This is a genomic window from Flavobacterium psychrophilum, assembly GCA_001708385.1.
GTDB lineage: Bacteria > Bacteroidota > Bacteroidia > Flavobacteriales > Flavobacteriaceae > Flavobacterium > Flavobacterium psychrophilum_A.
Window position 1 is genome coordinate 3202550 of the sequence record CP012388.1, and the last position, 21550, is coordinate 3224099.

Consider the following 21550-nt stretch of genomic DNA (forward strand, 5'->3'; position numbering starts at 1 on the left):
AACAATGAAATTATATCCACTGGTTTTTGAACCGATCCTGCAGGACAGGATTTGGGGAGGCACCAAACTTAAGACAGATCTTGGTAAAACCAACCTGCCTACAGATACTACCGGCGAGAGCTGGGAACTTAGCGACGTTAAAGGCAACGTAAGCGTTGTGGCTAACGGCGAATACAAAGGGCAGAACCTTACCGAACTGCTTGAAAAATATCCTGCCGAAGTGCTGGGCTACAAAGTGCACGAAAAATTTGGTAAAGATTTTCCGTTGTTGTTTAAATTTCTTGACGCAAGGGATGATCTTTCAATTCAGGTACACCCGAATGACGAGCTGGCAAAACAACGCCACAATTCTTTTGGTAAAACCGAAATGTGGTATGTTATGCAGGCCGATGAGGGTGCGCGTATTATTGTAGGCTTTAAACATAAATCGAGCCCGGAGGAATATCTTGAAAACCTGGAAAAGAAAAGCCTTATCAATATACTGAATGAAGTTCCCGTTAAAAAAGGCGATGTGTTTTTCTTAGAAACAGGAACTATCCATGCTATTGGCGCAGGTATTGTTATTGCAGAGATCCAGCAGACTTCTGACATTACCTACAGGATATACGACTGGGACAGGGTAGATGCAGAAGGCAAATCGCGTGAGCTGCATGTAGAACAGGCACTTGATGCTATGAACTATAATACTACCGATACGCAGAAACATTACACTACGGTTGAAAATAAATCGAACGTAATGGTAGACTGCCCTTATTTTACCACAAGCTACCTGCCGTTAAACGGTACAGCTGCTGTTAGTAAAGAAGGAAGCAGTTTTACGGTTTATATATGCACAGAAGGCGAATTTGCCATTGAAGCTGATGGAGAAAAGCACAATTTTAAGAAGGGTGATACCGTGCTTATACCGGCTTCGTTAAAGGTTTACCTGCTTGCAGGAGAAGCTACTTTGTTAGAAATAGGCATTTCTTAACAAAACAATCAAAGAATAGTTGTAATTTTGTACCGAATTTAAAATAAAAATAGAGATGGCAAGCGTTAAAAACTTAAAGAAAGACATCAATTTCGTATTAGGAGATATTATTGAAGCAGTTTACCTTTGGGAACTAACTTCAGGTGGTCAACCAACAGAAAAATCAGAAGCGCTTATAGATGAGGCTATTGTTACTTTTGACAGCCTTATTACTAAATTAAATGCTAAAAAAGTAGAAGATAAAAAAGCACACTTCAAAGCTATCAACCAACAGCTTGAAGAATCTGCTACACAATTAGTTGAGAAAATCAACGCGCTGTAAGCAGAAAAAATCAATAAAAAGGGCAGATAAATATTTGCAAAATTAAAATGCACAATATATATTTGCACCCGTATTGAGACGCCGGTGTAGCTCAGCTGGCTAGAGCAGCTGATTTGTAATCAGCAGGTCGTGGGTTCGAGTCCCTCTATCGGCTCAATAAGAAAACCGCTTAAGTAATTAAGCGGTTTTTGCGTTTTACACGGTCTGTACAAAGTTTTATCATCTGTGTATTCGATACATTTTACTGTTTATTAAATGGTTATGTTTCGATGTTGAAATTAATCTAAAAAAAGTGCCTGATTTTATTGCCGACCCTTTGGAAAATAAAAAAATCAGTATATATTTGCACCCGTATTGAGATGCCGGTGTAGCTCAGCTGGCTAGAGCAGCTGATTTGTAATCAGCAGGTCGTGGGTTCGAGTCCCTCTATCGGCTCAATAAAAAACCGCTTAAGTAATTAAGCGGTTTTTGTGTTTTATATACTATTCCTTTTTTAAGTAATCTTTAAACGAAGTACCGTCTTTATTAACCTGTGTGCGTTTTAAAACATTGTTGTCAATATAAAACACATCGGGTTCTGTGCCACATATAGTGCCCTTTCTATACTTGGGATCGTAATTGAGACTGTCAACTATAAAGCGTATATCTTCGCAATACAGATATAAAGAGTCGTTAGAGATGCTCCAGTGTCCTTTTGTTATTTGAGCGCAATCCTGACGTGTAAATGATTTATCGTTATTTAAATTTAAAGTGCTTCCTGTAGCGTAATTGCTAAATAATATATCAACAGCGCTTGTTGTAGATTTAAAATAACCTATAATCTCTGTTTTTTTTGAAGAACATGAAAGAGCTATGGTTAACAATGTAATTATAATGTATTTCTTCATTAGATAATTGTGAAAACTGTAGTAAAGACTTATATCAATTTTCTAGATATTTTGTGATTTGATAATTTGTTTTACTTGTTAATGTGTTTACTTCGGAAATTATAAAATCAATTTTTTCTTTTTGAGAGTTACTAATATATAGTTTTTTAGTCTTATTTAAAAAATTTATAATTTTTACACTGTCGGTATTGTTGATTAAAATTATCTGTGAATTAGGATTATTCATCAAATCCTGTGTCATAGGTAAAACTGTATTATCGATAATTTCTATTGCTTCTCTACAATACACTAAAGTTAGATTGTTTTCAGGAATTGAGAGGGAATAGTATAGGTTCACCAAATTTCGTCCTTTGATTTTTCCTAAAAGATAATTATCTCTAAAAGTTCTCAAAGATCTATTTTTTTGAACTGGCTCAAATTGTTCATCAACTGGTTCGGGGCTGTCTAATATTGGCTCATCTATTTCTTCTTTTGGACATGGTTTACCAAAACAAAACCAGCTTTCCGGTCCATTTTCACGTTCTTGAGCCGTGCATCTTTGATCTTTAGTTGTAAAATTGCAAGGTAGACCACATTCTGTACTTTGTATTCCCAAGTTTATCCTTTCCGTATCTATTACGGTCTGTAATTCATCGTATTTTAAATCTTTACTTGGGAGTAATTTGAAATTTATAAATGTGATTGAAGTCAGCTTTGTTTCTTCTAGGGATAATCTAGAAATTAAATTGATATCGGTTGCTGATACAATCCTTGTCGTTAAATCTGAAAATATACTTTTTTTTGTAAAGATGTCATTGGTTTTGATGTAGACCGAAGAATAAATTTTATCATTTCGCGATTCGTAAATTAAAATACCCTGTATGTCGCTCTGTGATATGTCATAATTGTTTTCGGTTTTATAATTTGAATTAGCGGTGTAAAAAACCACACTTACAATATTTGCTGAATTTATTGAAATGTTTAATTCATTAAAAATGGATTGAAAATTAGTAAAATTATCTTGGTTTTTATACATAAAATGATAGTCATTTTCTGAGTCATAAACTTTCATTTTGTAACTTTTGCCTAAAATTTGTTGATTAATAATTTTAGGTTCAACTTGTTCACAAGTTTCACATTCGTAAACATTGTTAGATTCACAAGATGAAAAGTAATATGACAACATTATAAGTAAAATTGCCAAAAAAAATGATTTTTTTCATGTTATAATAATTTGATTGGTTATTGTAAAATTATGATAACGTGCGGTTAACCTGGTTAATGTCTTGTTAAAAAATAATCTTATTAATAAAAAACCGCTTAAGTATTAAGCGGTTTTTGTGTTTTATGATGTCTAGTTATTGTATAGTATCTACTAAAAAGTGATTCAGGAATTCTTTTTTATTTGTAAAATTACCTTTAGCGTCTTTCGTTATAAAAATAGCCTTTTCCTTTTTGTTGTATATTATCGTATCTGGTATAAAGTCATTATCATAAGGTACTTTTGTAAATACTATGGTATCGTTTTTAAATATATAAGTACCGGAATATTTATCCTCAAATCCCATAAATCCATTGACTTTGTTTTCGCATGTACCATCTTCCCTCAAAATAAGATTGTAATGAAAAAGATCGTCGTGAAGTGTAGCAGATAGCACCCTCGTGCTTTTAAACAATTCCAGATCGTACACATTAAATAAGGCAATTGCACATAATGTTATGAGATGGACATTTATTTTTCTCCGATATCTGTTGTAACCTTTATCAATGAGACATATCAATGTATCAAAGAATGAAATAACGTAAAGAAGTATCAGTGGTATAAATACAAACCAAAGGGATAAAATCCATGTAAACATACCACCAAAAAAATGAGTAATCATAAGTGCAAAAATGCCTACGCAGGATAGTATTGCAACAAAATAATGAACTTTATGTTTTTCCATAATTTTAGATCATATCAAATCTAATAAAAAAACCGCTTAAGTAATTAAGCGGTTCTGTAAACTATAAACTGATCACTATAAACTATTTCACTTCGGCAGTTTCAGCTTTCTTTCTGTCAGCTACATATTTGGTAAGTATTTTTCCATAAAGTGATTTCGCTACTGTAGGCGACATGCTTTTTTGGATAGTATCCAGGTATTTTATATTGATGTCGGCAATTTCATATAAAGCAAGGTATGGGGCGATATCGTTTTTAGCGTGGTTTAACGCAAAATTAGCTGTGTAAAGGTATCTGCGTTTAATTAGCTGTTCAGATCGAAGAGCAACGCTGTCAAGCTGTTTTACGTTACTATTTTTAGTAGCCTCAAGATTTTTAGCTACAAGGTCAAGATTATCGCTGCTAAAGCGCGCTTTTATTTTTTGGAATTCCTCATACAGTTTTTGATTTTCAGATCCTGTTACTTTGGCTTTATAGAAAAATTCATCGTTAGAGGTCTCAATTGTCATATCGCCCGGTTCGGCAAAGAATGAAAGGTTATTATCTACCGAATTGGTTTTCCCTCTGTCTAGGAAAAGGTAAAGCATTTCGGGAGAGTCTAATTTGATATGGCTTTCAAAGGCAGATTTGCCATTAAACACTATTGTGTCTATGGCAACAAGCGAAGTGTCTACAACTTTTTGAATGTACAGTGTACCCTTTTTAAGGCCTTTAATGTTTCCGGTAATGTGAAGGTTGGCATCGCCATGGTCTTCTTTGTTGCAGGAAATAAGTAGCGCCAGTGCCAGAAGGGCAAGAATAGATCTTTTCATATACTAAGAAAGCGTTTTAAAAATTTCCGCAAAGTAATGAAAATAAAAGACTTTTTCCCGAAGCATTTTTAAGAAAAAGCATGGGTTTGGCAATAAAAAATAAAGCTGCCAAATGGCAGCTTTATAAAGTGTAAATATTTTTAGTCCAGTAGCATATTAACCAGCTTAACATTGCTGGTGTGTACAAAATCTACAAAGTATTCGCTTATGCTAAAAGGCGACTTGTCCAGGGTTGTGCAGCTTTTTGCTGTTCTGGATTTATGCGGTTTTTCTTTAACAGGGTTTTCCTTCTGAGCCTGCTTTACTGTAGTTTCAGTTTCCTGAAAGCGTAACGTTTTAGCGCCTTCTTTTTTGGCGGTTGTTTCGTGTCCGTATACAGATGGTGCTGTCTGCTCATCGGCATTGGCAAAAGCAGCAGTTCCAAGAACAAGTAGCAATAAGGTTAATAAATTTTTCATAGTTGGATGATTGGTTTATGGTTGCGCAATAAATTCAAAATTATCCTTTAAGCCATGCTTCTTTTAATTTGTTTTTAGAGGCATCGGTAGCTTTATATCCTTCGGCTTCTTCAAAAGGCAGTTTTACAGTACCTTTTACGTCCAGCTCTTTTCCGTCACGTTTAATCTTCATGGTAATCGCATCGCCGTCTTTCCAGATTGCTGCTTCATTAAGCAGGTCGTAAATATTGTCAAGATTATATGCTTTCCCGTTGACAGCCAAAATGATATCTGATTTTTTCAGGCCTAAGTTAGTCATAAAAGTGTTAGGTTCAACATTTGGCAACAAAGCAATTTCCTTGTATGGATTTACCGTGATAAGCGGCTCCTGTCCGTTTTTAACGAATGGGTGGCCCGGTAGCTGCATCTTAGTCTGTGTAACCCCCATCTTTGCGAAATAGGTTTCGTAAGGGATAGATGTTGTACCGGCAACATAGGTCTTTAGGAATTCGCCAACAGCAGGGCAGCTAAGTCTTGTAATAGTAGCAAACAGGTCTTCGTCGTTAAACGGTTTATTGCTTCCGTATTCTTTAGAAAGGTCCTGCATCAGGTGTAATATACCTTTTTGCCCGTTGCTGCTTTCCCTCATTTGTATATCTATACACATAGCAATAAGCGCACCCTTAAGGTATACGTTATAGTAGGCATCTTTATAGGGTTTCTCCAGTATGTTCTTACTCATATTGGTAAAATCCATAGTGTCGTCAAAATGTTTTGACTGGTCAATTTTCTGGGCTATCCTCTGGTAAAATTCATCTTCGGTAATTAACCCCTGGTTTACCTGGAACAGGTTAGCAAAATATTCGGTAACACCTTCATACATCCAAAGGTGCTCGCTCATTTTTGGTGTATTATAATTAAAGAAATGTATTTCTTTAGAATGTACACTTAGCGGCGTTACAATATGAAAGAATTCGTGCGAAACTACATCTTTAAGCTGTTCCAATAGTTGTGGCAGCGGATAATCTTCCGGCATAACGACTGTCGTAGATGTCGTATGTTCTAAAGCACCATTGCCTTTGGCATCATTAGCTTCTCCGGTAGAAAGATATAGCAACACGCTATATTTCTTCGTGCTGTTTATCGGCCCTAAGAATTTCTTTTGGGCACGCATCATACGTTCCATTTCCGGAGTAATGTCTTTGGCGGTAATTTTTCCGTTAGGTGAGTATACTGCGATAAGAATTTCCATACCGTCTACGGTAAACGTAGTGTAGTCAGGTTTAGAGTACATTATCGGATGGTCTACAAGGTCGGCGTAACGCGGCGATGTAAATACATCAACCTCATTGCTGGCGTTGGTGTCTACTAAAGATGTAGCGCCCCATAGCGTTGAAGGATGCGTAATAGTAGCCTCATACGGTACTTCTCCTTTATCGTCAAAATAGCCTACAAACCCATGGGTATTAACCACAAAGTTTTTACCGGCATCAATATTTGTTCCTGCAGGCGAGAATATCTCGTGCGTAGTTTCTATATCGTAGGTGTCATTTACCAGGTAGGTAACCTTAGCCAGTTGTTTGGCATTGGCTATTTTCCACGAATTATCATCTACTTTGGTTACAGTAAGTTCTTTACCTTTTTTATCGAAAGCTTTAAATCCTTCAATGAATTTTCCGTAGTTGTCTTCAGAATAGGTTCCCGGAACAATTTTCGGAATAAAGAAAGTTGTTGTTTCGCTGGTAAAAGCAGGAGGGGTGATGGTTACCATCACTTTGTCATCTTTTACATTTTTAAGGTCTATGGCTACTTTTACGTCTTTATTTTGGGCGAAAGCTGCGCCATTTAAAAACAATGCTATTGCCAGTGAGCAGATAAATCTCTTCATAGTTTAGGTCTTGATATCTTGTAAGTCGATTGAAAACGAGTTTTGTTACATCATAAAGATAAAATAATATCTTAAAAACCTTACTTAGAGGTGTGTTACTGTTTTAGTACCCATGTAGAGATCTCATTCAGTACTACTGGCGACATGGTTTGTTCTATCTCTCCATACTCCTGTATCGTTCCTGTTGTAGATTCCTGAAACAGATGATTAAGTCCCGGGAGTTTTTGTGTAATTACTTTTTTATTGCCGCCTTTTTCGGCTGCTCTTTTAATCGCATCAAGGTTGGCAGTAGCTGCTACCTGAAAGTCCTTTTCGCCATTAAGTGCAAGTATAGGGCATTTTAGTTTTTCAATTACGGGAGCAGGATTGTAGCGTAAAAAGTAGACAAACCAGGGCGAGGTAACTGTTTCTACCTGGGCATTTACGGCGCGTGCTATTTCATCTTTCGGTACACCTTTAGAAGCGAAGAAGGGAGCAAAACCTTTATTGAAAACAGAAGCAACTGCCGCTCTCCTTGCTTTTTCATCATTTTCTGTAAGTATCACAGTGTAGGCTTCTCTCAACGTATTGCCCATAGTGGTCAATTCATTTTCCGGAATACCGTCGGCTTTTCCGGCAAGGTAGTTTTGCAATACCATAAGCTCACTGCCCTGGATGCCGGGACCGGCAAGCATTACTATAAAAGCAACATCGGCATTTTTCTCTGCAATCAGCTGGGCTATAAGTCCGCCTTCGCTGTGGCCTATAAGTCCTATTTTCTTTTTGTTGACTTCTTTGCGTATCTTCAGGTAGTCAAAAGCAGCCTGGGTATCGGTAGCAAAATCTGCCGATGTTCCGTTAGCAGGGTTACCGCCCGATTTGCCAATTCCCCTGTCGTCATAGCGCAAAACTCCAATACCATTTCGTGTTAAATGGTCTGCCAGTACAAGAAAGGGTTTGTGCTCAAATATCTCTTCATTACGATCCTGAGATCCGCTGCCGCTAATCAATATCACAACCGGATAATTGCCTTCTTTTTTAGGAAGTGTAAGTGTTCCGGCTAAAGTTATTCCTGCTTTTTCGTTTTTAAAAGTTACGTCTTCGGTGTAATACGGAAAAGGCGCTTTAGGTTCCTGCGGGCGTCTGGTTACGTTTTGTATTTCGCCTTTGGAAAAACTAAGCGGAAGGTCATATGCTCCCTGTTTAAATGTCCCTTTTATGACGTCCTTTTCTAGTGTGCCTTTATAGCTTATCCCACCCGCAGCTATAGAAAAGGTTAGTGTATTATCAGAGAAATCTATCTGGTCGATTTTTACGCCTTTAGCATTTTGGTCGGGGCTGTCCATAGTGGCAGTATATCCGGATAACCCCTGTGAGATATTTATGATAAGGCGCAGCTTGCCTCCGGGAACACTAAGGTCACCTTTCCAGGCGCCTGTCATATCCTGAGCAAAAAGAGATGCCGAAAATAACAGTATAAGTAATAAGATCGATTTTTTCATGATGGTTAGTAGATTATAAAGAATAGTATTTTAGAAAGTATCTCAGCAACGAGCAGTGTCACGGCAAATAAAACTTTCTGGTTGGTTGTCTTAAGGTTGGTTGCAGTTTTAAAGCCATTGTAAAGTAGTGCGATATACCATACCAACAGAACAATCGACACAAGACCGGCGACTACAATTAATATGATGTCAGATGTGTTGATCTGTATATTGTCCATATTCATGCCAAGAAACATTTCTGTACTGCTTGCCATGTAATTATTCAGATTGAAAAATGCACCCAGGTAAAATGGAAGGCGTGCAAGCATAACGGTACCTAATATATCTGCTGGCCTTGTTTTATTATTAATGATGAACCCGTATAAATGCAGTGTAAAGAATAATATTGCAATATTAAAAACATTATCGGTAAAGGGTTGCGCAAACGGTACACTATACGTGAAGTGCATATCTATAACACCGTCAAAACGGGCGTTAAAGCTGTAGCCAAGCATGCTGCCTATAAGTGTGGCAACGAGACCGATCGCTAAAAGTGCGCGCCCGTCATATTTTTCAAAAGGATTAAAAAGAAGTTTTTTCATATGGGTTGGTGGTTTATTCTTCGGTAGATAGTTGGTTTACTTTTTCAATTAGGTCGTCCAGGCGGTTACGCACAGTGGGGTAGCTGATACCTATTTGCGATGCAATTTCCTTAAGGCTTCCGCCCGATAAGAAGAATTGCAATATAAAAGCCTGCTCATCTGCCGGAAGGCGTAATAGTACCGGAAGCGGATAATTACCCGATACCTGTGTGCTGCATGAAGGGCATGATAACTGCGACACATGCAACGAGCCGGAACAGCTGGGGCAGGCAACAGGAAGTTTAGGGGTCTGCATGTTTATAATGTTTAACTAAAAGCAAATATAAATGAATAAAGTTAAAAACGAAATTAATAAAATTAATACGTTTGTTGTTTTTGTTGAGTTGGTGTTAAAAAAAAAGCCCCTTGCGGAGCTGTGTATTAAAATTTATTCTTTATATAATATTTAGAATCCAGTTCATCATCTATAAAACTGTTTATAGGCTTTGGTTTTGGCTTTTTGGCCGCTACCTTCTTCTTCCACAATTCAAAATTATCTGCGGATAATCTCTTATGCATAATCTCGGTCACTTCCTTTTCAGACAATCCAAATTGTTTTTTGATTTCTTCAAAGGGCTTTTTTTCCTCCTGGGCAAGCGTTACGATCTTGTCTAGCGCTTCCTTTTCTAATTCGGTACGGTTACTCCTTTTCATCAGATGAAAAACTTTTAATCAGATAATGTTTTAAATGTTTAAGATTCGTTAATCAATATTACTAAAAAAAACAATTAAATATAAGATCAGGTAAGGTTTTTAGATTTTTTTGAAAAATTTAAAATATTGAATGATGATTCTTCAATTCTTTTTGGAAAGATTGTAAAATCGTTAATTATTTTCTAATAAAAGCAGTTTTTTATCCGGTAGCTGAGCATGTTTTTTGCTTGTAGGTTAAAGCCTTTCAGGTATATAGCCACGCCCAGTATATTAATAACAGTTGGAGCGGCAGCCTTATCAGCCGTGCCCATTTTGGTAGTCCCAATGCAGCCTTATCATTAGCATACATATAATAATTAGCAGGAAATATAGCCACGAGCAGGACAATTATTCCCCATGCGCCCCACACCGAGGTGGCAGGAATGCAAAGCATAATCCCGAAAATTATTTCTGCTAATCCACTAACTACATTCAATGCTTTGGGAGCGGGTAGTGCAGGCGGAATCATTTTTACATACAGCCTTGGTACCCTAAAGTGATTAATACCGGCCAGTATGTAAATTGCGCCCATAAGGTATAAGTGCCACGGTAAAGCCATACATTTCTCGTTTTACTCAAAGTTAATTCTTTTATATATTTGTTTTATGATAAAACGTGCCTTCCATAAAATAATAATTGCCTTTTGTTTTCTAACTCTCTTATCCTGCGGTAAGGATAAAGAAAAAGAAACGCAACTGAATACTATTGAAACTCCCGAAAAGGAAAACGGTGAAGTTGAACTGTATGATTTTTCTAAATTCGAAATCGGGAAGGCTTCACTTGGTCCGGTAAAAGTTGGAATGACCATGAAAAAGGCAGAAGAGTATCTTTCTGACTTTACAAAACAGGAAGCCGAAGCTTACGATTTTGGTTTTGACGGCGGCGGTAAATCCTATATCTACAATTATAAAGGAAAACCGGTTTTAGCCTTAGTACCTTACAGGGAAAGCGATAGTATACTTGCAATCGTGGCTATTGATAAGAACTTAAGAACAACTAAGGGGCTTCATCCCGGAATGACAGCAGCAGCACTTTTGCCACTATATCCTAACGTAAAATTCCACCTGAACCATATGATGGAATGGGAAGAGGTGTTTGATGATGTAAACGGCTGGACAATTGTTTTTTCTACGGATGATAAAAACAGGGTAGGTGAGTATAAAGATATGAATACGCCATCGTTACCTAAAAAACTAGAGGTGCCGGGCAACTGGATTACCATTGAAAAACCCGTTGTAAAAAACGATTGCACATTATTGCGCGACGGCGTTTTTAAATATACAGATGCAGATGGCCAGGACGTAACGGTAAAAATAAATGGAGAATCGTGGACTGAAGAACATAAAGGCGGAAAATATGTAACACTTGGCAAATTAAAATGGAAAGGCAAATGCCAGTACGAAAATATGCTGGTTATGTCATCACTGCCCGGATTTAAACTTCCGCCCGGTACGGTGATGAACGTCACCATAGACCAGGTTAAAGGCTTCGATATTTACTTTACTGCAACTGCCGAAGGAAAAAGCTACCACGGGAAACTGACTAAGATGTAATTTGGTTTTTTTTTAATTTGGTTATTTGTTTACCGGTGCAGCTCAACTTCAAATAGCCAAATAACCGTATTACCAAATCACGCATACTAAATCAAATAGTTTTATAGTTATAGGTATATACCTACACTAAACTATATGATGCGTCCCTTACTTTTGTTACTGCTCGGCTTTATGAGCTGCATGTCATCTTCCGAAAATGAAGCTGGCGAAATAGCCAAAGATTATTCTTCCAGACACACCGAAGCTGCGGCTTTCTGCAAAAAGAATAACTACTGTGAAGACTATTATTTTCTCATAGACCTTAGCCTGCATTCCGGTAAAAAGCGTTTTTACGTATACGACCTAAAACAACATAAAGTTATAGATAGTAATCTTGTAACGCATGGCTCATGCGATAAGCTTGATGATAACGAAACCAAATACGAAAAAGCGAAACTCAGCAATAAGAATAACAGCCATTGCTCATCGGCAGGAAAATATAAAGTTGGCAAACGCGATTACAGTACCTGGGGTATTAACGTAAAATACTGGCTCGACGGCCTTGAAGCATCCAACAGCAATGCAAAGCAGCGGGTTGTAGTGCTACATTCCTGGGATGCTGTTTCCAACACCGAAATTTACCCGCGCTATTCACCCTTGAGCTGGGGCTGCCCGGCTGTCTCTAACTTTTTTATGACAAAACTTGACAACAGGTTACAAAAAACAGAAAAGCCTGTTTTGCTGTGGATAGTGGAATAGATTCGGTTATTTGTGGATTTGGTTATTTGGAGCTTCACACAATGGTTTACTAGTGACTTCATTTTATGAGTAAGTCAAATAACCAAATCTCTAAATTACCTGTGTTGCTTAGCTTCTTCAATTAAATCATTCAGGTGTATTCGCAGCGCCCTTACCGAAATACTTATCTCCCAAAAGGACACACCTAAAGAAGCCAGTAATAAAAACAGGCTTAGTCCGAAAATATAAGTGCCCCAATCCTGGACGCCTGCAAAAAGCAGTGTCATAGCAAATACAGAAAAAAATAAACTTAGTACACCATACATCTGCATATGGCGGATGAGCGTAAGCCTTTTGTTGAGGTTTGCAATTTCAAGTAATATACTTTTGGTCTGGTTCGCTTCATAGTTGGCTTTGAGTCCGCGTACTATGGTTGCGATAGTAAGAAAGCGGTTGGTATACGCTAATAATATAAGTGATGTTGCCGAGAACAAAAGTGCAGGGGTTTCTATGTTGAGGTTCATGCTGAATAGTGTTGTTTGGATAAAGCTAAGGTATAAAACTAGCGACGTAATTATTGTAAGGGGACGGTCATAATTAATAGTCATTATAACTCTTTAGTATTCCCCTAACAAGTGTCTAAGGGTAATTGGTTTAATTTTAAAGATATAACAATAAACAATTACGCTATGGACTCTATCAACAAACAACAAAAAGAAGACAATTTCAAGAACCTAATAGGTCAGGAAGCACTCGATAAAATTAAAGATCTTGCTGGTAAAGCCGGAGGATGCTTTTTTTGTACCAAAATACAAACCGGGCAGCCTTTCCAGACACGACCTATGGCTCCGGAAAAAATTGACGACGATGGTAACTTCTGGTTTTTAAGTGCTAACGATTCGCATAAAAATGCAGAGATCGAAGCTGACCCTTCGGTACAGTTATTATTCCAGGGATCTTCATATTCTGATTTCTTAACCATTTACGGAAAAGCAACGATCAGTACCGATAAGCAAAAGATCGATGAACTTTGGGACGCCCAGATGAAAACCTGGTTTACTGAAGGTAAAGATGACCCAAGAATTACAGTTATTAAAGTAACACCGACCGAAGGCTATTACTGGGATGTAAAAACCAATATGGCGGTAGCTATGGTAAAAAGACTTTACGGGGCAGCAGTAGGCGAAACCTACGACGACTCTATAGAAGGAAATATAAAACCTTAAATTAAGTGTTTAGTGAATGAGAAGCCATCCGTAAGGGGTGGCTTTTTTATTGTAGCGATGATGGCAGCATTTTTAAGAAGGGTAATGCCTGCGAATAATCAAGCTCATCGTATTCCAATCCTAAAGCCCTAATGTTAGTATAGTATGTTTGATGCTGGTCGTAATACTGCTTCTCAGATTCTATAAACCAGGCTTTTTCGCCAAGTTTTTCGGACAGAAACCACTTTTCAAGTAAGCGTGCTGTACGGCCATTACCGTCATTAAGCGGATGGATCTTTACAAAAACCAAATGAAGCATGGCAGCATAAAAGAAAATTTGCTCGAAATCGATTTCTGATTTTAGGAGATAGTTCAGATCCTGATAAAATTTATCCGTTTCAGGGGTAACTTTTTCAGGGGAGGCGGCAACATATTCTATACGCCCATCGTTGGTCATTACAAACATATTTCCTTTTCTGAACTGACCCTGTTCTGAAGGATGTAATATGTTTTTTGTAAGCAACCTGTGTGCCTCCATTAATGTATCTGCTGATAAGTTGTTGCTCTTTGCAAACTCATACGCATTATAAAGGTCATCGATTTTTTGGGTGTAATCGGGCTGGTAGTTTACCCCGAACCTTTTATGTTTTATAAAGGAATCTAACTCTATGCTTTCTCCCTCTATTTTTGATGAAAATACCGCAGATACCGAAGTGTAAAAACTAAAGTTGTCTATACTAAGCTCGCTGTCACGAAGCGCTTCAAAATTACTTTTAAGGTTATTATTAAAAGTAGTCTTGTATTCTTCTAGTAACTGTAAAGGGATTATTTTCAGCGGTAGGCTCATAGTATTCAATGTGAATCAAAGATATAAAGATAAAACAAAAAACCTGCAACTCTCGTTGCAGGTTCTCAATACTAATATATGTTATCTCAATACTATTTTATAAGATCAAAGCTACGCTTTACAAAAGCAGTAAGCTCTTCGCCTTTAAGCAGGTTTTGCGATAGTTTAGCAAGGTCTAATGCCTGTTTAACTAAAGCTTCCTGATGTATTTTGTCAGTACTGTTTAGTATGGCCGAAGACAGTTCGTGGTTACTATTTACTACAAGATTGTACATATCCGGGAAGTTACCCATACCAAACATTCCGCCACCGCCGCTTGCGCTCATTTCTTTCATACGGCGCATGAACTCCGGTTGAGTGATCATAAACGGAGAAGCGTTGCTATCCATAGCTTCTAACTGTACAGAGTAACCCGATTTCGGGATAAACTCTTCAATAGAAGTTTTAAGTTTAGTTTGCTCTTCTTCGCTTAATTTAGAGATCTGCTCTTCATCCTTTCTGATGATTTTATCAATATGGTCAGCATCTACACGTGCAAACGTAACATTTTCGTTGTCAGCTTCCAGTTTCTGTATAAGGTGCGATACGATAGGAGAGTCAAGAAGTAAAACTTGGTAACCTTTATCCTGTGCTGCTGCGATGTAACTGTGCTGTGCATCTTTGTTAGAAGCATAAAGCACTACAAGTTTGCCATCTTTATCAGTTTGTGTAGCAGCCAGTTTTTCTTTCAGTTCTTCTAATGTGAAGAATTTACCATCTACAGTAGGGTATAGTACGAACGATCCTGCTTTCTCGTAGAATTTAGGCTCGCTAAGCATACCGTACTCAAGAACGATTTTGATATCATTCCATTTTTGTTCAAAATCTTCACGGTTTTCAGTGAATAGCGATTTAAGTTTATCGGCAACCTTACGGGTAATATAGTTAGATATTTTCTTAACTGCACCATCTGCCTGTAGGTACGAACGCGATACATTAAGCGGAATATCCGGAGAATCGATCACACCGCGAAGCATGGTAAGGAATTCAGGAACGATACCTTCTACGTTGTCGGTTACAAATACTTGGTTTTGGTATAGCTGTATTTTATCTTTCTGAACTTGTAGGTCTGCCCCAAGTTTCGGGAAGTATAGTATACCTGTCAGGTTAAATGGATAATCTACATTAAGGTGAATGTTGAAAAGCGGCTCCTCAAATTGTGTAGGGTACAACTCGTGGTAAAACGTTTTGTAGTCCTCTTCATTAAGGTCTGCCGGTTGTTTTGTCCAAGCCGGGTTAGGGTTGTTAATGATGTTGTCAACTTCAACTGTTTCGTTAACATAATCTTCAGGAGCATCTTCCGGTTTAGGAAGTGTTTCTGTACGGGTACCAAATTTAATAGGCACCGGCATAAATTTGTTATACTTTCTTAGCAGTTCGCCAATTTTACTTTCCTCAAGAAAATCAAGCGAGTCTTCTGCAATATGAAGGATGATCTCAGAACCCCTGTCAGTTTTGTCAGCAGGTTCAAGGCTAAATTCAGGGCTGCCGTCACATATCCATCTAACGGCAGGCTCATCTTTAAACGATTTTGTAACGATCTCTACTTTTTCTGCAACCATAAAGGCAGAATAGAATCCAAGACCAAAGTGACCGATGATGCCTGAATCTTTAGCAGAGTCTTTATATTTTTCAAGGAACTCTTCAGCGCCCGAGAAAGCTACCTGGTTGATGTATTTTTCAACCTCTTCGCCCGTCATACCAATACCCTGGTCGATGATGTGCAGTTTTTTGCCTTCTTTGTCAATTTTTACTTCGATTACCGGATTGCCGTATTCAACCTTGGCTTCACCTATATTAGTAAGGTGTTTTAGCTTAAGTGTGGCATCGGTGGCGTTTGAAACCAATTCACGTAAAAAAATCTCGTGATCGCTGTATAAGAATTTCTTGATTAAGGGAAATATGTTTTCTACCGAAACATTAATTTTTCCTGTTGTCATAGTTATAAGTGTTTTAAATATGAAATTAGTTTGATTTGAAGCAGTCAAATAGGATACCAATTGTTATTTGATGACAAATTGACATTTCTAAGTCAGTTGTTTTTATTGACGAATTGCGATTCATAAGGCGTTAATTGTTAAAAAAAAGGTGCTTTAAGAAAAGATTAATATGGCATAATGAAGAAAAATAATGTAGCCAAAATCGCTTTAATATCAGCTACTATAGTGTTTTTTAATTACATACATATTACAAATTATTAAAATAATTCCTATTAAAAAAACGGTGCAGATGTTGTAAAGTAGGGTAGTAATTCACTAATTTTATACTACAAAAATATAGCGGATTTAAACCCTTAAAAACCTAATTAACGACTATGAAAAAATTTCTTATTTTAAGCATGTTTGTACTCGCTTTGGCATCATGCGGATCAATCGACCACAAATCGCAAGTGGGCATTAAAGGTAACTGGAGCATAACAAATGTAAGCTACCCAAATTCTGATTATATCAAAGTGACTTCTTTTGATGTGGCAGACTCTAAATGTTTTGTAGGCAGTTCTTGGAACTTTGTTTCAAACAACAATAAAGGTACAATGAGCCTTAGCGGTGGTAACGGATGTCCTTCATTCAGCAGCCCTATTGTATGGACAGTAACTAAAGCCGGAGATTTTACACTTAAAATCACAGAAGGCGAAAAAGCTAAAAGAGTAACGTCAGGTTATTTCCTTAAAGTGAGAAACCAAAGCGAAAACTCTTTCGAACTTGTAGATAATGTAACTGTAGGTGGTAAAACCGTTGAGGTTGTTTACCAATTCGCTAAAATGTAATCCCAATAAATAAACATAAAATTAATCTGATCATGAAAAAGACAAAAATCTATATGCTTGCTATTGCATTTGCTGCAAGTATAGGCCTATCATCTTGCGAGGCTGTAAAAAATACAAATAATACACAAAGAGGTGTTGCTATCGGAGCTGCTTCGGGAGCTGTTCTTGGTGGTGTACTTGGTAACAATGTAGGTAAAGGCGGTAACACTGCACTTGGCGCTATCATCGGTGGTGTTGTAGGTGGAGCTGCCGGTGGACTTATTGGAAACAAAATGGACAAACAAGCTCAGAAAATCGACCAGGCTCTTCCGGGTGCTGAAGTTGAAAGAGTTGGAGAAGGTATCAAAATTACACTTGGTGAAAACTCTGTGAACTTTGACCTTGGTAAATCTACACTTACTACTCAGGCTAAAACTAACCTTGATAAATTAGTACCTGTATTTAATGAATACCCTGATACAGATATCCAGATTGTAGGTCATACAGATAGTTCTGGTGGTGCAGACCTTAATCAGAAACTTTCTGAACAAAGAGCTGCGTCTGTTAAAACATATCTTTCAGGAAAAGGTATCAAATCAGGCAGGATTGTAACTACAGGTCGTGGACCGGCAGAACCAATTGCTGATAACTCAACTAAAGATGGTATGGCTAAAAACCGTCGTGTAGAGTTTGCTATTACTGCAAATGAGAAAATGGTTCAGGATGCTCAAAAAGAAGCTAAACAATAATTATTGTTTCTGATACATATAAAGAAAGCTCCCAACCGGGAGCTTTTTTTACGTTTTAAAATTATTTGTCACATAATTGTGACAATTTTACTATATTTGCGACATGGAAGTTACAAAGGAAAAAATCATGAAGGCAGCTATACAGCTGTTATCTGCAAGTACTGTTTTTACTCTAGATGAAGTGGCACAAAAAGCGGGAATAAGCAGGAGAACTTTACATAGGTATTTCGAAGGGCGTGAAGAACTTATTGATCAATGTAAAAGTCAGATACTGCGTAGCTGTAATGAGGCGATGACCAAAGCGTATAACTCATCTAATGATCAGGTACAACAACTGGAACGTATGCTTTATGCGGCTATTGATACAGGAGTAAAGTCTGCCTTTATGAAAAAGATATACGAGGCTACCACATATTCGGAAGCCCAGGCCGGAGGCGAATTTACTGGAGGCGATGTAAAATCGAAATGGTTTAAGCTTATACTATCCTTACAGGAAGAGGGAAAGATAAACAGGCAGTTAACTACAGCTTGGATATTTAACCTTTTTGGTGGAATTATAGACACGGCAATTCTTGCTGTCGATGCGGGAGATGTTGCCAAAAATGATGTAAAGGGCTTTGCCTGGTTTTCTTTTGCTAATGGCATAGGTTTGCAAAATTCTTAATATAATTATATGGAACAGTTTATATCAGACGATACACTAGTTGAAATGCTGCCGGGCTTTACGAATCATTATGCAGAGGTAAATGGTACAACATTGCATTATGTTGAAGGCGGTAACGGAAATCCTTTACTATTGTTACCAGGCTGGCCCCAAACATGGTGGGCGTTTCATAAAATCATGCCTTCACTCGCTAAAAAATATCATGTTATTGCAGTTGATTTACGAGGGATGGGAAGTAGTTCGGCACCTGAAAAAGGCTACGATAAAAAAAATATGGCTAAAGATATCTTAGAACTTACTAAAGCTTTAGGATATGATAAGGTAGCAATCGCCGGGCACGACATAGGTGCTAATGTTGCCTTTAGCTTTGCGGCTAATTATCCTGAATTTACAACCAAATTGATAATGCTTGACACGCCACATCCCGATGAGAATATGTACAAACTGCCTATGCTGCCCATAGGCATGCCGGTATATCCGTGGTGGGTTGCCTTTAATCAGGTAAAGAGTTTGCCGGAAGAACTATTGGAGGGACGCTATCATTTGGTTTTAGACTGGCTGTTTAATTCGATGCTCGTCAATAAAGAAAACATATCTGAATTTGACAGGCAGGTGTATGCCGGGCATTATAACCAAAAAGAAAACATTCGCGCGGGTAATGCATGGTATCAATCATTTACAGATGACATAGAGGACATGAAAAGTTATGAAAAGATAAATGCACCTATTCTTGCTGCAGGTACTAACGCAGGATGTGAAATGCTGTCGTATAATCTTTCTCCGTTTTCCGGTACTGTAGAAATGGTAGAAATTGAAAACAGTGGCCATTTTATTATAGAAGAAAACCCGGAGCAGGTTATAAGTGCTATCACCAATTTTTTAGGATAATGAAATAGGCTGCTAAATAAGCAGCCTATTTTATATTTATCTCCAGTCAGACCTGTTTTTGTTTCTGCCTATATAGTAGGTAATACCTATACTTGCGTTAAGCATTTTACCAGTATGTGTGTCTATATATTTACTGTCGAAATTATTCTGTTGCCTAAAGTTTAATATTCCCGAAACGTCGGCTGTTAGTGCAAAAGATTCATTTATATATAATTGTGCAGTACCGCCAATAATAAAGTTTCCAATATTATCATAATGCCTATTTTCAAAGGGGTCGAGCCTTGAGTATCCTACACCGCTATGCAGCAATACATTTACGTATCCATCGGTAAGGTATGTCATATTCAGTAAGCGTCCAATATTATATACTGCCTGCACAGAAGCACGGTCATATATGCTCCCGGTTCCCCTGGTACCGTTATCGTCAATGCGGTCATGGGCGTAATCTGCCTTTATACCCCAATATTCATCAAACATATACCTAAAGCCAAAACCAAAATGTTTATAGCTGGTTTGTTTTGGCGCCCGGGTGTAAGTAAGCCCGTAATCAGCTTCGATTGAAAATTGGTTAAAACGGTTCCTGTTGACAGACATTTGCGAAAATGCCTGCATACTAAATACCAACATTAAAATTGTGATCGTTTTTTTCATAGATGTCCGGCAAAGCCCTTACTGTTAAATTATACAAAATTGAATCCATAGCGCTGACAGTTACGTACATATAAATATCAGCTTGCAATTGTGCTGCTCTTTTCAGGCGGCACTATAGTAAGGGATGTTTATTTATTGGTTAGGTTGGTAAAGGCGTTTTTCTGTAAAGGAGAACGCCTTTGGTTTTTTAAATAACTGCGCCAATAAATAACTAAGTAAATAGGTGATATTATGTAACGTTAATAAGCGTAAGAATATTTGCCGAAAATCTGAAAATTTTAAGATTCAAATGTTAAAAAAATATTAAAATTTTTAATATTTATGTTTTTGGTATTAACAGGACGTTATAAATAAAGACCCTTTAATATTTGTTAACCACGGTGGTGTATCTATACTAATTCTATACTTTTGTAAAATAATTAAACACGATGCTTGCAGTTAAGAACATATCATTCGGTTACACCGATAAGATAATTCTCCACAATATAAATTTTACAGTAAAAACAGGCCAGAATATAGCTGTTATTGGCGAAAGTGGCTGCGGTAAAAGTACGCTCCTTAAGCTTATATACGGCCTCTACGACCTTAATGAGGGAGAGATTACGTATAAGAGTGAAAAAGTAACCGGCCCCAAACATAATCTTATACCGGGTATGCCTTACATGAAGTACCTGGCTCAGGATTTTGATTTGATGCCTTATGTAACGGCAGCCGAAAACGTAGGTAGTTTTCTGTCCAACTTTTATCCGGAAGAGAAGCAGCAACGCATTCAGGAACTATTACAGATTGTTGAGATGAACGCTTTTGCCGATGTTAAGGCAAAACACCTTAGCGGAGGCCAGCAGCAGCGTATCGCCCTGGCAAAAGTACTGGCGTTGGAACCCGAAATTTTGTTACTGGATGAACCTTTTAGCCATATTGACAATTTCAGGAAGAATGCATTGCGCCGAAACCTGTTTGCCTATCTTAAACAAAAAGGCATTACTGTAATTGTTGCAACACATGACAGTACCGATGCACTTTCTTTTGCCGATGAAACAATAGTTATTCAGCAGGGTAATCTTTTAGATAAGGCACCATCTAAAGAAATTTACTACCATCCTAAGGATAAATATACAGCTTCGCTTTTTGGTGAGGTAAATGAGATAAAGCTCGAGCTGCTTACGCTAACGCAGAAGCCCGATGAGACCGTGCTTATCTATCCGCACCAGCTTAAAATTACCGAAGGCGGCCCGCTTCATGTTACCGTAAAACAATGTTACTTTAAAGGCAACCGTTATTTGGTGAAAGCGGCTTTAAACCGACAGGTGATATTCTTTGAACATCACAAAGAATTGGAAGCCAATGAAGAAGTTACGCTTGCAGTTGACAGAAATGCTTTTGGGTAATTGATTTATGATCCAATGAAATTACATAAAAACACCCGCTATCAAGGCGGGTGTTTTGTTTTTGTATGA

At 37.6% G+C, this 21550-nt stretch carries 23 protein-coding genes, 2 tRNA genes and 2 pseudogenes; 12 read left to right on the plus strand and 15 right to left on the minus strand.

The annotated features are described in order from the left end of the window. The first annotated feature begins 4 nt into the window (after positions 1-4). The 4 genes from ALW18_14085 to ALW18_14100 all read left to right on the plus strand — a co-directional run bounded on the left by ALW18_14085 (position 5) and on the right by ALW18_14100 (position 1730). Positions 5-970: a mannose-6-phosphate isomerase gene (locus ALW18_14085; GenBank protein ID AOE53554.1), complete on the plus strand. Its 966-nt coding sequence runs from the start codon at positions 5-7 to the stop codon at positions 968-970. 55 nt (positions 971-1025) lie between these two features. Then, a complete protein-coding gene (locus ALW18_14090; GenBank protein AOE53555.1) occupies positions 1026-1292 on the plus strand; it encodes a hypothetical protein in 267 nt (88 codons plus the stop codon). Between the two features lie 80 nt (positions 1293-1372). Beyond that, a tRNA-Thr gene (locus ALW18_14095) sits at positions 1373-1449 on the plus strand. A gap of 204 nt (positions 1450-1653) precedes the next feature. Beyond that, positions 1654-1730 (plus strand) — tRNA-Thr (locus ALW18_14100). Positions 1731-1876: 146 nt separating this feature from the next. On the opposite strand, the pseudogene ALW18_14105 reads toward ALW18_14100, so the two are convergent. From ALW18_14105 to ALW18_14155, 11 genes and pseudogenes are all read right to left on the minus strand, one after another. Further along, positions 1877-2074: pseudogene (locus ALW18_14105) on the minus strand (hypothetical protein). Between the two features lie 139 nt (positions 2075-2213). Further along, a complete protein-coding gene (locus ALW18_14110) occupies positions 2214-3344 on the minus strand; it encodes a hypothetical protein (protein ID AOE53556.1) in 1131 nt (376 codons plus the stop codon). A 172-nt stretch (positions 3345-3516) separates the two neighbouring features. Further along, positions 3517-4104 carry a hypothetical protein gene (locus tag ALW18_14115; GenBank protein AOE53557.1) on the minus strand — a complete coding sequence of 196 codons (588 nt, stop codon included), beginning with the start codon at positions 4102-4104 and terminating at the stop codon, positions 3517-3519. An 82-nt stretch (positions 4105-4186) separates the two neighbouring features. Next, complete coding sequence (locus ALW18_14120; GenBank protein ID AOE53558.1) at positions 4187-4915, minus strand: hypothetical protein; 729 nt, start codon at positions 4913-4915, stop codon at positions 4187-4189. 140 nt (positions 4916-5055) lie between these two features. Continuing rightward, positions 5056-5373, minus strand: a complete 318-nt coding sequence (locus tag ALW18_14125) for a hypothetical protein (GenBank protein ID AOE53559.1) — start codon at positions 5371-5373, stop codon at positions 5056-5058. Between the two features lie 40 nt (positions 5374-5413). Further along, on the minus strand, positions 5414-7240 hold the full coding sequence (locus tag ALW18_14130; protein AOE53560.1) for a peptidase M61: 1827 nt from the start codon (positions 7238-7240) through the stop codon (positions 5414-5416). Between the two features lie 95 nt (positions 7241-7335). Then, positions 7336-8721, minus strand: a complete 1386-nt coding sequence (locus ALW18_14135) for a hypothetical protein (GenBank protein AOE53561.1) — start codon at positions 8719-8721, stop codon at positions 7336-7338. A gap of 5 nt (positions 8722-8726) precedes the next feature. After that, a complete protein-coding gene (locus tag ALW18_14140; GenBank protein ID AOE53562.1) occupies positions 8727-9302 on the minus strand; it encodes a hypothetical protein in 576 nt (191 codons plus the stop codon). Positions 9303-9315: 13 nt separating this feature from the next. Next, positions 9316-9597, minus strand: coding sequence for a hypothetical protein (locus ALW18_14145; protein AOE53563.1), 282 nt, complete (start codon positions 9595-9597; stop codon positions 9316-9318). A gap of 125 nt (positions 9598-9722) precedes the next feature. Continuing rightward, entirely contained in the window at positions 9723-9995 is a 273-nt protein-coding gene (locus ALW18_14150) for a hypothetical protein (protein ID AOE53564.1), read from the minus strand. 244 nt (positions 9996-10239) lie between these two features. Further along, positions 10240-10593: a DoxX family protein gene (locus ALW18_14155; protein AOE53565.1), complete on the minus strand. Its 354-nt coding sequence runs from the start codon at positions 10591-10593 to the stop codon at positions 10240-10242. A 655-nt stretch (positions 10594-11248) separates the two neighbouring features. Between ALW18_14155 and ALW18_14160 the strand changes: the two genes are divergently transcribed. Together ALW18_14160 and ALW18_14165 are read left to right on the plus strand one after the other, a co-directional pair. Further along, the gene (locus ALW18_14160) at positions 11249-11587 is read left to right on the plus strand and encodes a hypothetical protein (protein AOE54423.1); all 339 of its coding nucleotides are present in this window, start codon (positions 11249-11251) and stop codon (positions 11585-11587) included. A 138-nt stretch (positions 11588-11725) separates the two neighbouring features. After that, positions 11726-12325: a peptidase gene (locus tag ALW18_14165; GenBank protein ID AOE54424.1), complete on the plus strand. Its 600-nt coding sequence runs from the start codon at positions 11726-11728 to the stop codon at positions 12323-12325. 95 nt (positions 12326-12420) lie between these two features. Here the strand turns inward: ALW18_14165 and ALW18_14170 are convergent, their stop codons facing one another. Next, positions 12421-12828 carry a hypothetical protein gene (locus tag ALW18_14170; GenBank protein AOE53566.1) on the minus strand — a complete coding sequence of 136 codons (408 nt, stop codon included), beginning with the start codon at positions 12826-12828 and terminating at the stop codon, positions 12421-12423. A 165-nt stretch (positions 12829-12993) separates the two neighbouring features. Here ALW18_14170 and ALW18_14175 point away from each other — a divergent pair, with 165 nt between their 5' ends. After that, positions 12994-13530 (plus strand): general stress protein, encoded by a 537-nt coding sequence (locus ALW18_14175; GenBank protein AOE53567.1) that lies wholly within the window; start codon positions 12994-12996, stop codon positions 13528-13530. A gap of 46 nt (positions 13531-13576) precedes the next feature. On the opposite strand, the gene ALW18_14180 is transcribed toward ALW18_14175, so the two are convergent. Beyond that, positions 13577-14356, minus strand: a complete 780-nt coding sequence (locus ALW18_14180; GenBank protein AOE53568.1) for a hypothetical protein — start codon at positions 14354-14356, stop codon at positions 13577-13579. A 92-nt stretch (positions 14357-14448) separates the two neighbouring features. Continuing rightward, positions 14449-16335 (minus strand): molecular chaperone Hsp90, encoded by a 1887-nt coding sequence (locus ALW18_14185; protein AOE54425.1) that lies wholly within the window; start codon positions 16333-16335, stop codon positions 14449-14451. A 374-nt stretch (positions 16336-16709) separates the two neighbouring features. Between ALW18_14185 and ALW18_14190 the strand changes: the two genes are divergently transcribed. The 4 genes and pseudogenes from ALW18_14190 to ALW18_14205 all read left to right on the plus strand — a co-directional run bounded on the left by ALW18_14190 (position 16710) and on the right by ALW18_14205 (position 19442). Beyond that, entirely contained in the window at positions 16710-17162 is a 453-nt protein-coding gene (locus tag ALW18_14190; protein AOE53569.1) for a hypothetical protein, read from the plus strand. A 32-nt stretch (positions 17163-17194) separates the two neighbouring features. Then, on the plus strand, positions 17195-17890 hold the full coding sequence (locus ALW18_14195) for a hypothetical protein (protein ID AOE53570.1): 696 nt from the start codon (positions 17195-17197) through the stop codon (positions 17888-17890). Between the two features lie 103 nt (positions 17891-17993). Further along, positions 17994-18185, plus strand: a pseudogene (locus tag ALW18_14200) (hypothetical protein). A gap of 378 nt (positions 18186-18563) precedes the next feature. Beyond that, positions 18564-19442: an alpha/beta hydrolase gene (locus tag ALW18_14205; GenBank protein ID AOE53571.1), complete on the plus strand. Its 879-nt coding sequence runs from the start codon at positions 18564-18566 to the stop codon at positions 19440-19442. A 36-nt stretch (positions 19443-19478) separates the two neighbouring features. On the opposite strand, the gene ALW18_14210 is transcribed toward ALW18_14205, so the two are convergent. Next, positions 19479-20069: a hypothetical protein gene (locus tag ALW18_14210; GenBank protein ID AOE53572.1), complete on the minus strand. Its 591-nt coding sequence runs from the start codon at positions 20067-20069 to the stop codon at positions 19479-19481. A 452-nt stretch (positions 20070-20521) separates the two neighbouring features. Between ALW18_14210 and ALW18_14215 the strand changes: the two genes are divergently transcribed. Further along, the gene (locus tag ALW18_14215; protein AOE53573.1) at positions 20522-21481 is read left to right on the plus strand and encodes an ABC transporter ATP-binding protein; all 960 of its coding nucleotides are present in this window, start codon (positions 20522-20524) and stop codon (positions 21479-21481) included. Positions 21482-21550: the final 69 nt, after the last annotated feature.

What these genes read in the sequence shown, in the direction of transcription:
- ALW18_14085 (AOE53554.1), top strand. Translation starts at nt 5, where the DNA reads ATGAAATTATATCCACTGGTTTTTGAACCGATCCTGCAGGACAGGATT.
- ALW18_14090 (AOE53555.1), top strand. Translation starts at nt 1,026, where the DNA reads ATGGCAAGCGTTAAAAACTTAAAGAAAGACATCAATTTCGTATTAGGA.
- ALW18_14110 (AOE53556.1), bottom strand. Translation starts at nt 3,344, where the DNA reads ATGTTGTCATATTACTTTTCATCTTGTGAATCTAACAATGTTTACGAA.
- ALW18_14115 (AOE53557.1), bottom strand. Translation starts at nt 4,104, where the DNA reads ATGGAAAAACATAAAGTTCATTATTTTGTTGCAATACTATCCTGCGTA.
- ALW18_14120 (AOE53558.1), bottom strand. Translation starts at nt 4,915, where the DNA reads ATGAAAAGATCTATTCTTGCCCTTCTGGCACTGGCGCTACTTATTTCC.
- ALW18_14125 (AOE53559.1), bottom strand. Translation starts at nt 5,373, where the DNA reads ATGAAAAATTTATTAACCTTATTGCTACTTGTTCTTGGAACTGCTGCT.
- ALW18_14130 (AOE53560.1), bottom strand. Translation starts at nt 7,240, where the DNA reads ATGAAGAGATTTATCTGCTCACTGGCAATAGCATTGTTTTTAAATGGC.
- ALW18_14135 (AOE53561.1), bottom strand. Translation starts at nt 8,721, where the DNA reads ATGAAAAAATCGATCTTATTACTTATACTGTTATTTTCGGCATCTCTT.
- ALW18_14140 (AOE53562.1), bottom strand. Translation starts at nt 9,302, where the DNA reads ATGAAAAAACTTCTTTTTAATCCTTTTGAAAAATATGACGGGCGCGCA.
- ALW18_14145 (AOE53563.1), bottom strand. Translation starts at nt 9,597, where the DNA reads ATGCAGACCCCTAAACTTCCTGTTGCCTGCCCCAGCTGTTCCGGCTCG.
- ALW18_14150 (AOE53564.1), bottom strand. Translation starts at nt 9,995, where the DNA reads ATGAAAAGGAGTAACCGTACCGAATTAGAAAAGGAAGCGCTAGACAAG.
- ALW18_14155 (AOE53565.1), bottom strand. Translation starts at nt 10,593, where the DNA reads ATGGCTTTACCGTGGCACTTATACCTTATGGGCGCAATTTACATACTG.
- ALW18_14165 (AOE54424.1), top strand. Translation starts at nt 11,726, where the DNA reads ATGCGTCCCTTACTTTTGTTACTGCTCGGCTTTATGAGCTGCATGTCA.
- ALW18_14170 (AOE53566.1), bottom strand. Translation starts at nt 12,828, where the DNA reads ATGAACCTCAACATAGAAACCCCTGCACTTTTGTTCTCGGCAACATCA.
- ALW18_14175 (AOE53567.1), top strand. Translation starts at nt 12,994, where the DNA reads ATGGACTCTATCAACAAACAACAAAAAGAAGACAATTTCAAGAACCTA.
- ALW18_14180 (AOE53568.1), bottom strand. Translation starts at nt 14,356, where the DNA reads ATGAGCCTACCGCTGAAAATAATCCCTTTACAGTTACTAGAAGAATAC.
- ALW18_14185 (AOE54425.1), bottom strand. Translation starts at nt 16,335, where the DNA reads ATGACAACAGGAAAAATTAATGTTTCGGTAGAAAACATATTTCCCTTA.
- ALW18_14190 (AOE53569.1), top strand. Translation starts at nt 16,710, where the DNA reads ATGAAAAAATTTCTTATTTTAAGCATGTTTGTACTCGCTTTGGCATCA.
- ALW18_14195 (AOE53570.1), top strand. Translation starts at nt 17,195, where the DNA reads ATGAAAAAGACAAAAATCTATATGCTTGCTATTGCATTTGCTGCAAGT.
- ALW18_14205 (AOE53571.1), top strand. Translation starts at nt 18,564, where the DNA reads ATGGAACAGTTTATATCAGACGATACACTAGTTGAAATGCTGCCGGGC.
- ALW18_14210 (AOE53572.1), bottom strand. Translation starts at nt 20,069, where the DNA reads ATGTTGGTATTTAGTATGCAGGCATTTTCGCAAATGTCTGTCAACAGG.
- ALW18_14215 (AOE53573.1), top strand. Translation starts at nt 20,522, where the DNA reads ATGCTTGCAGTTAAGAACATATCATTCGGTTACACCGATAAGATAATT.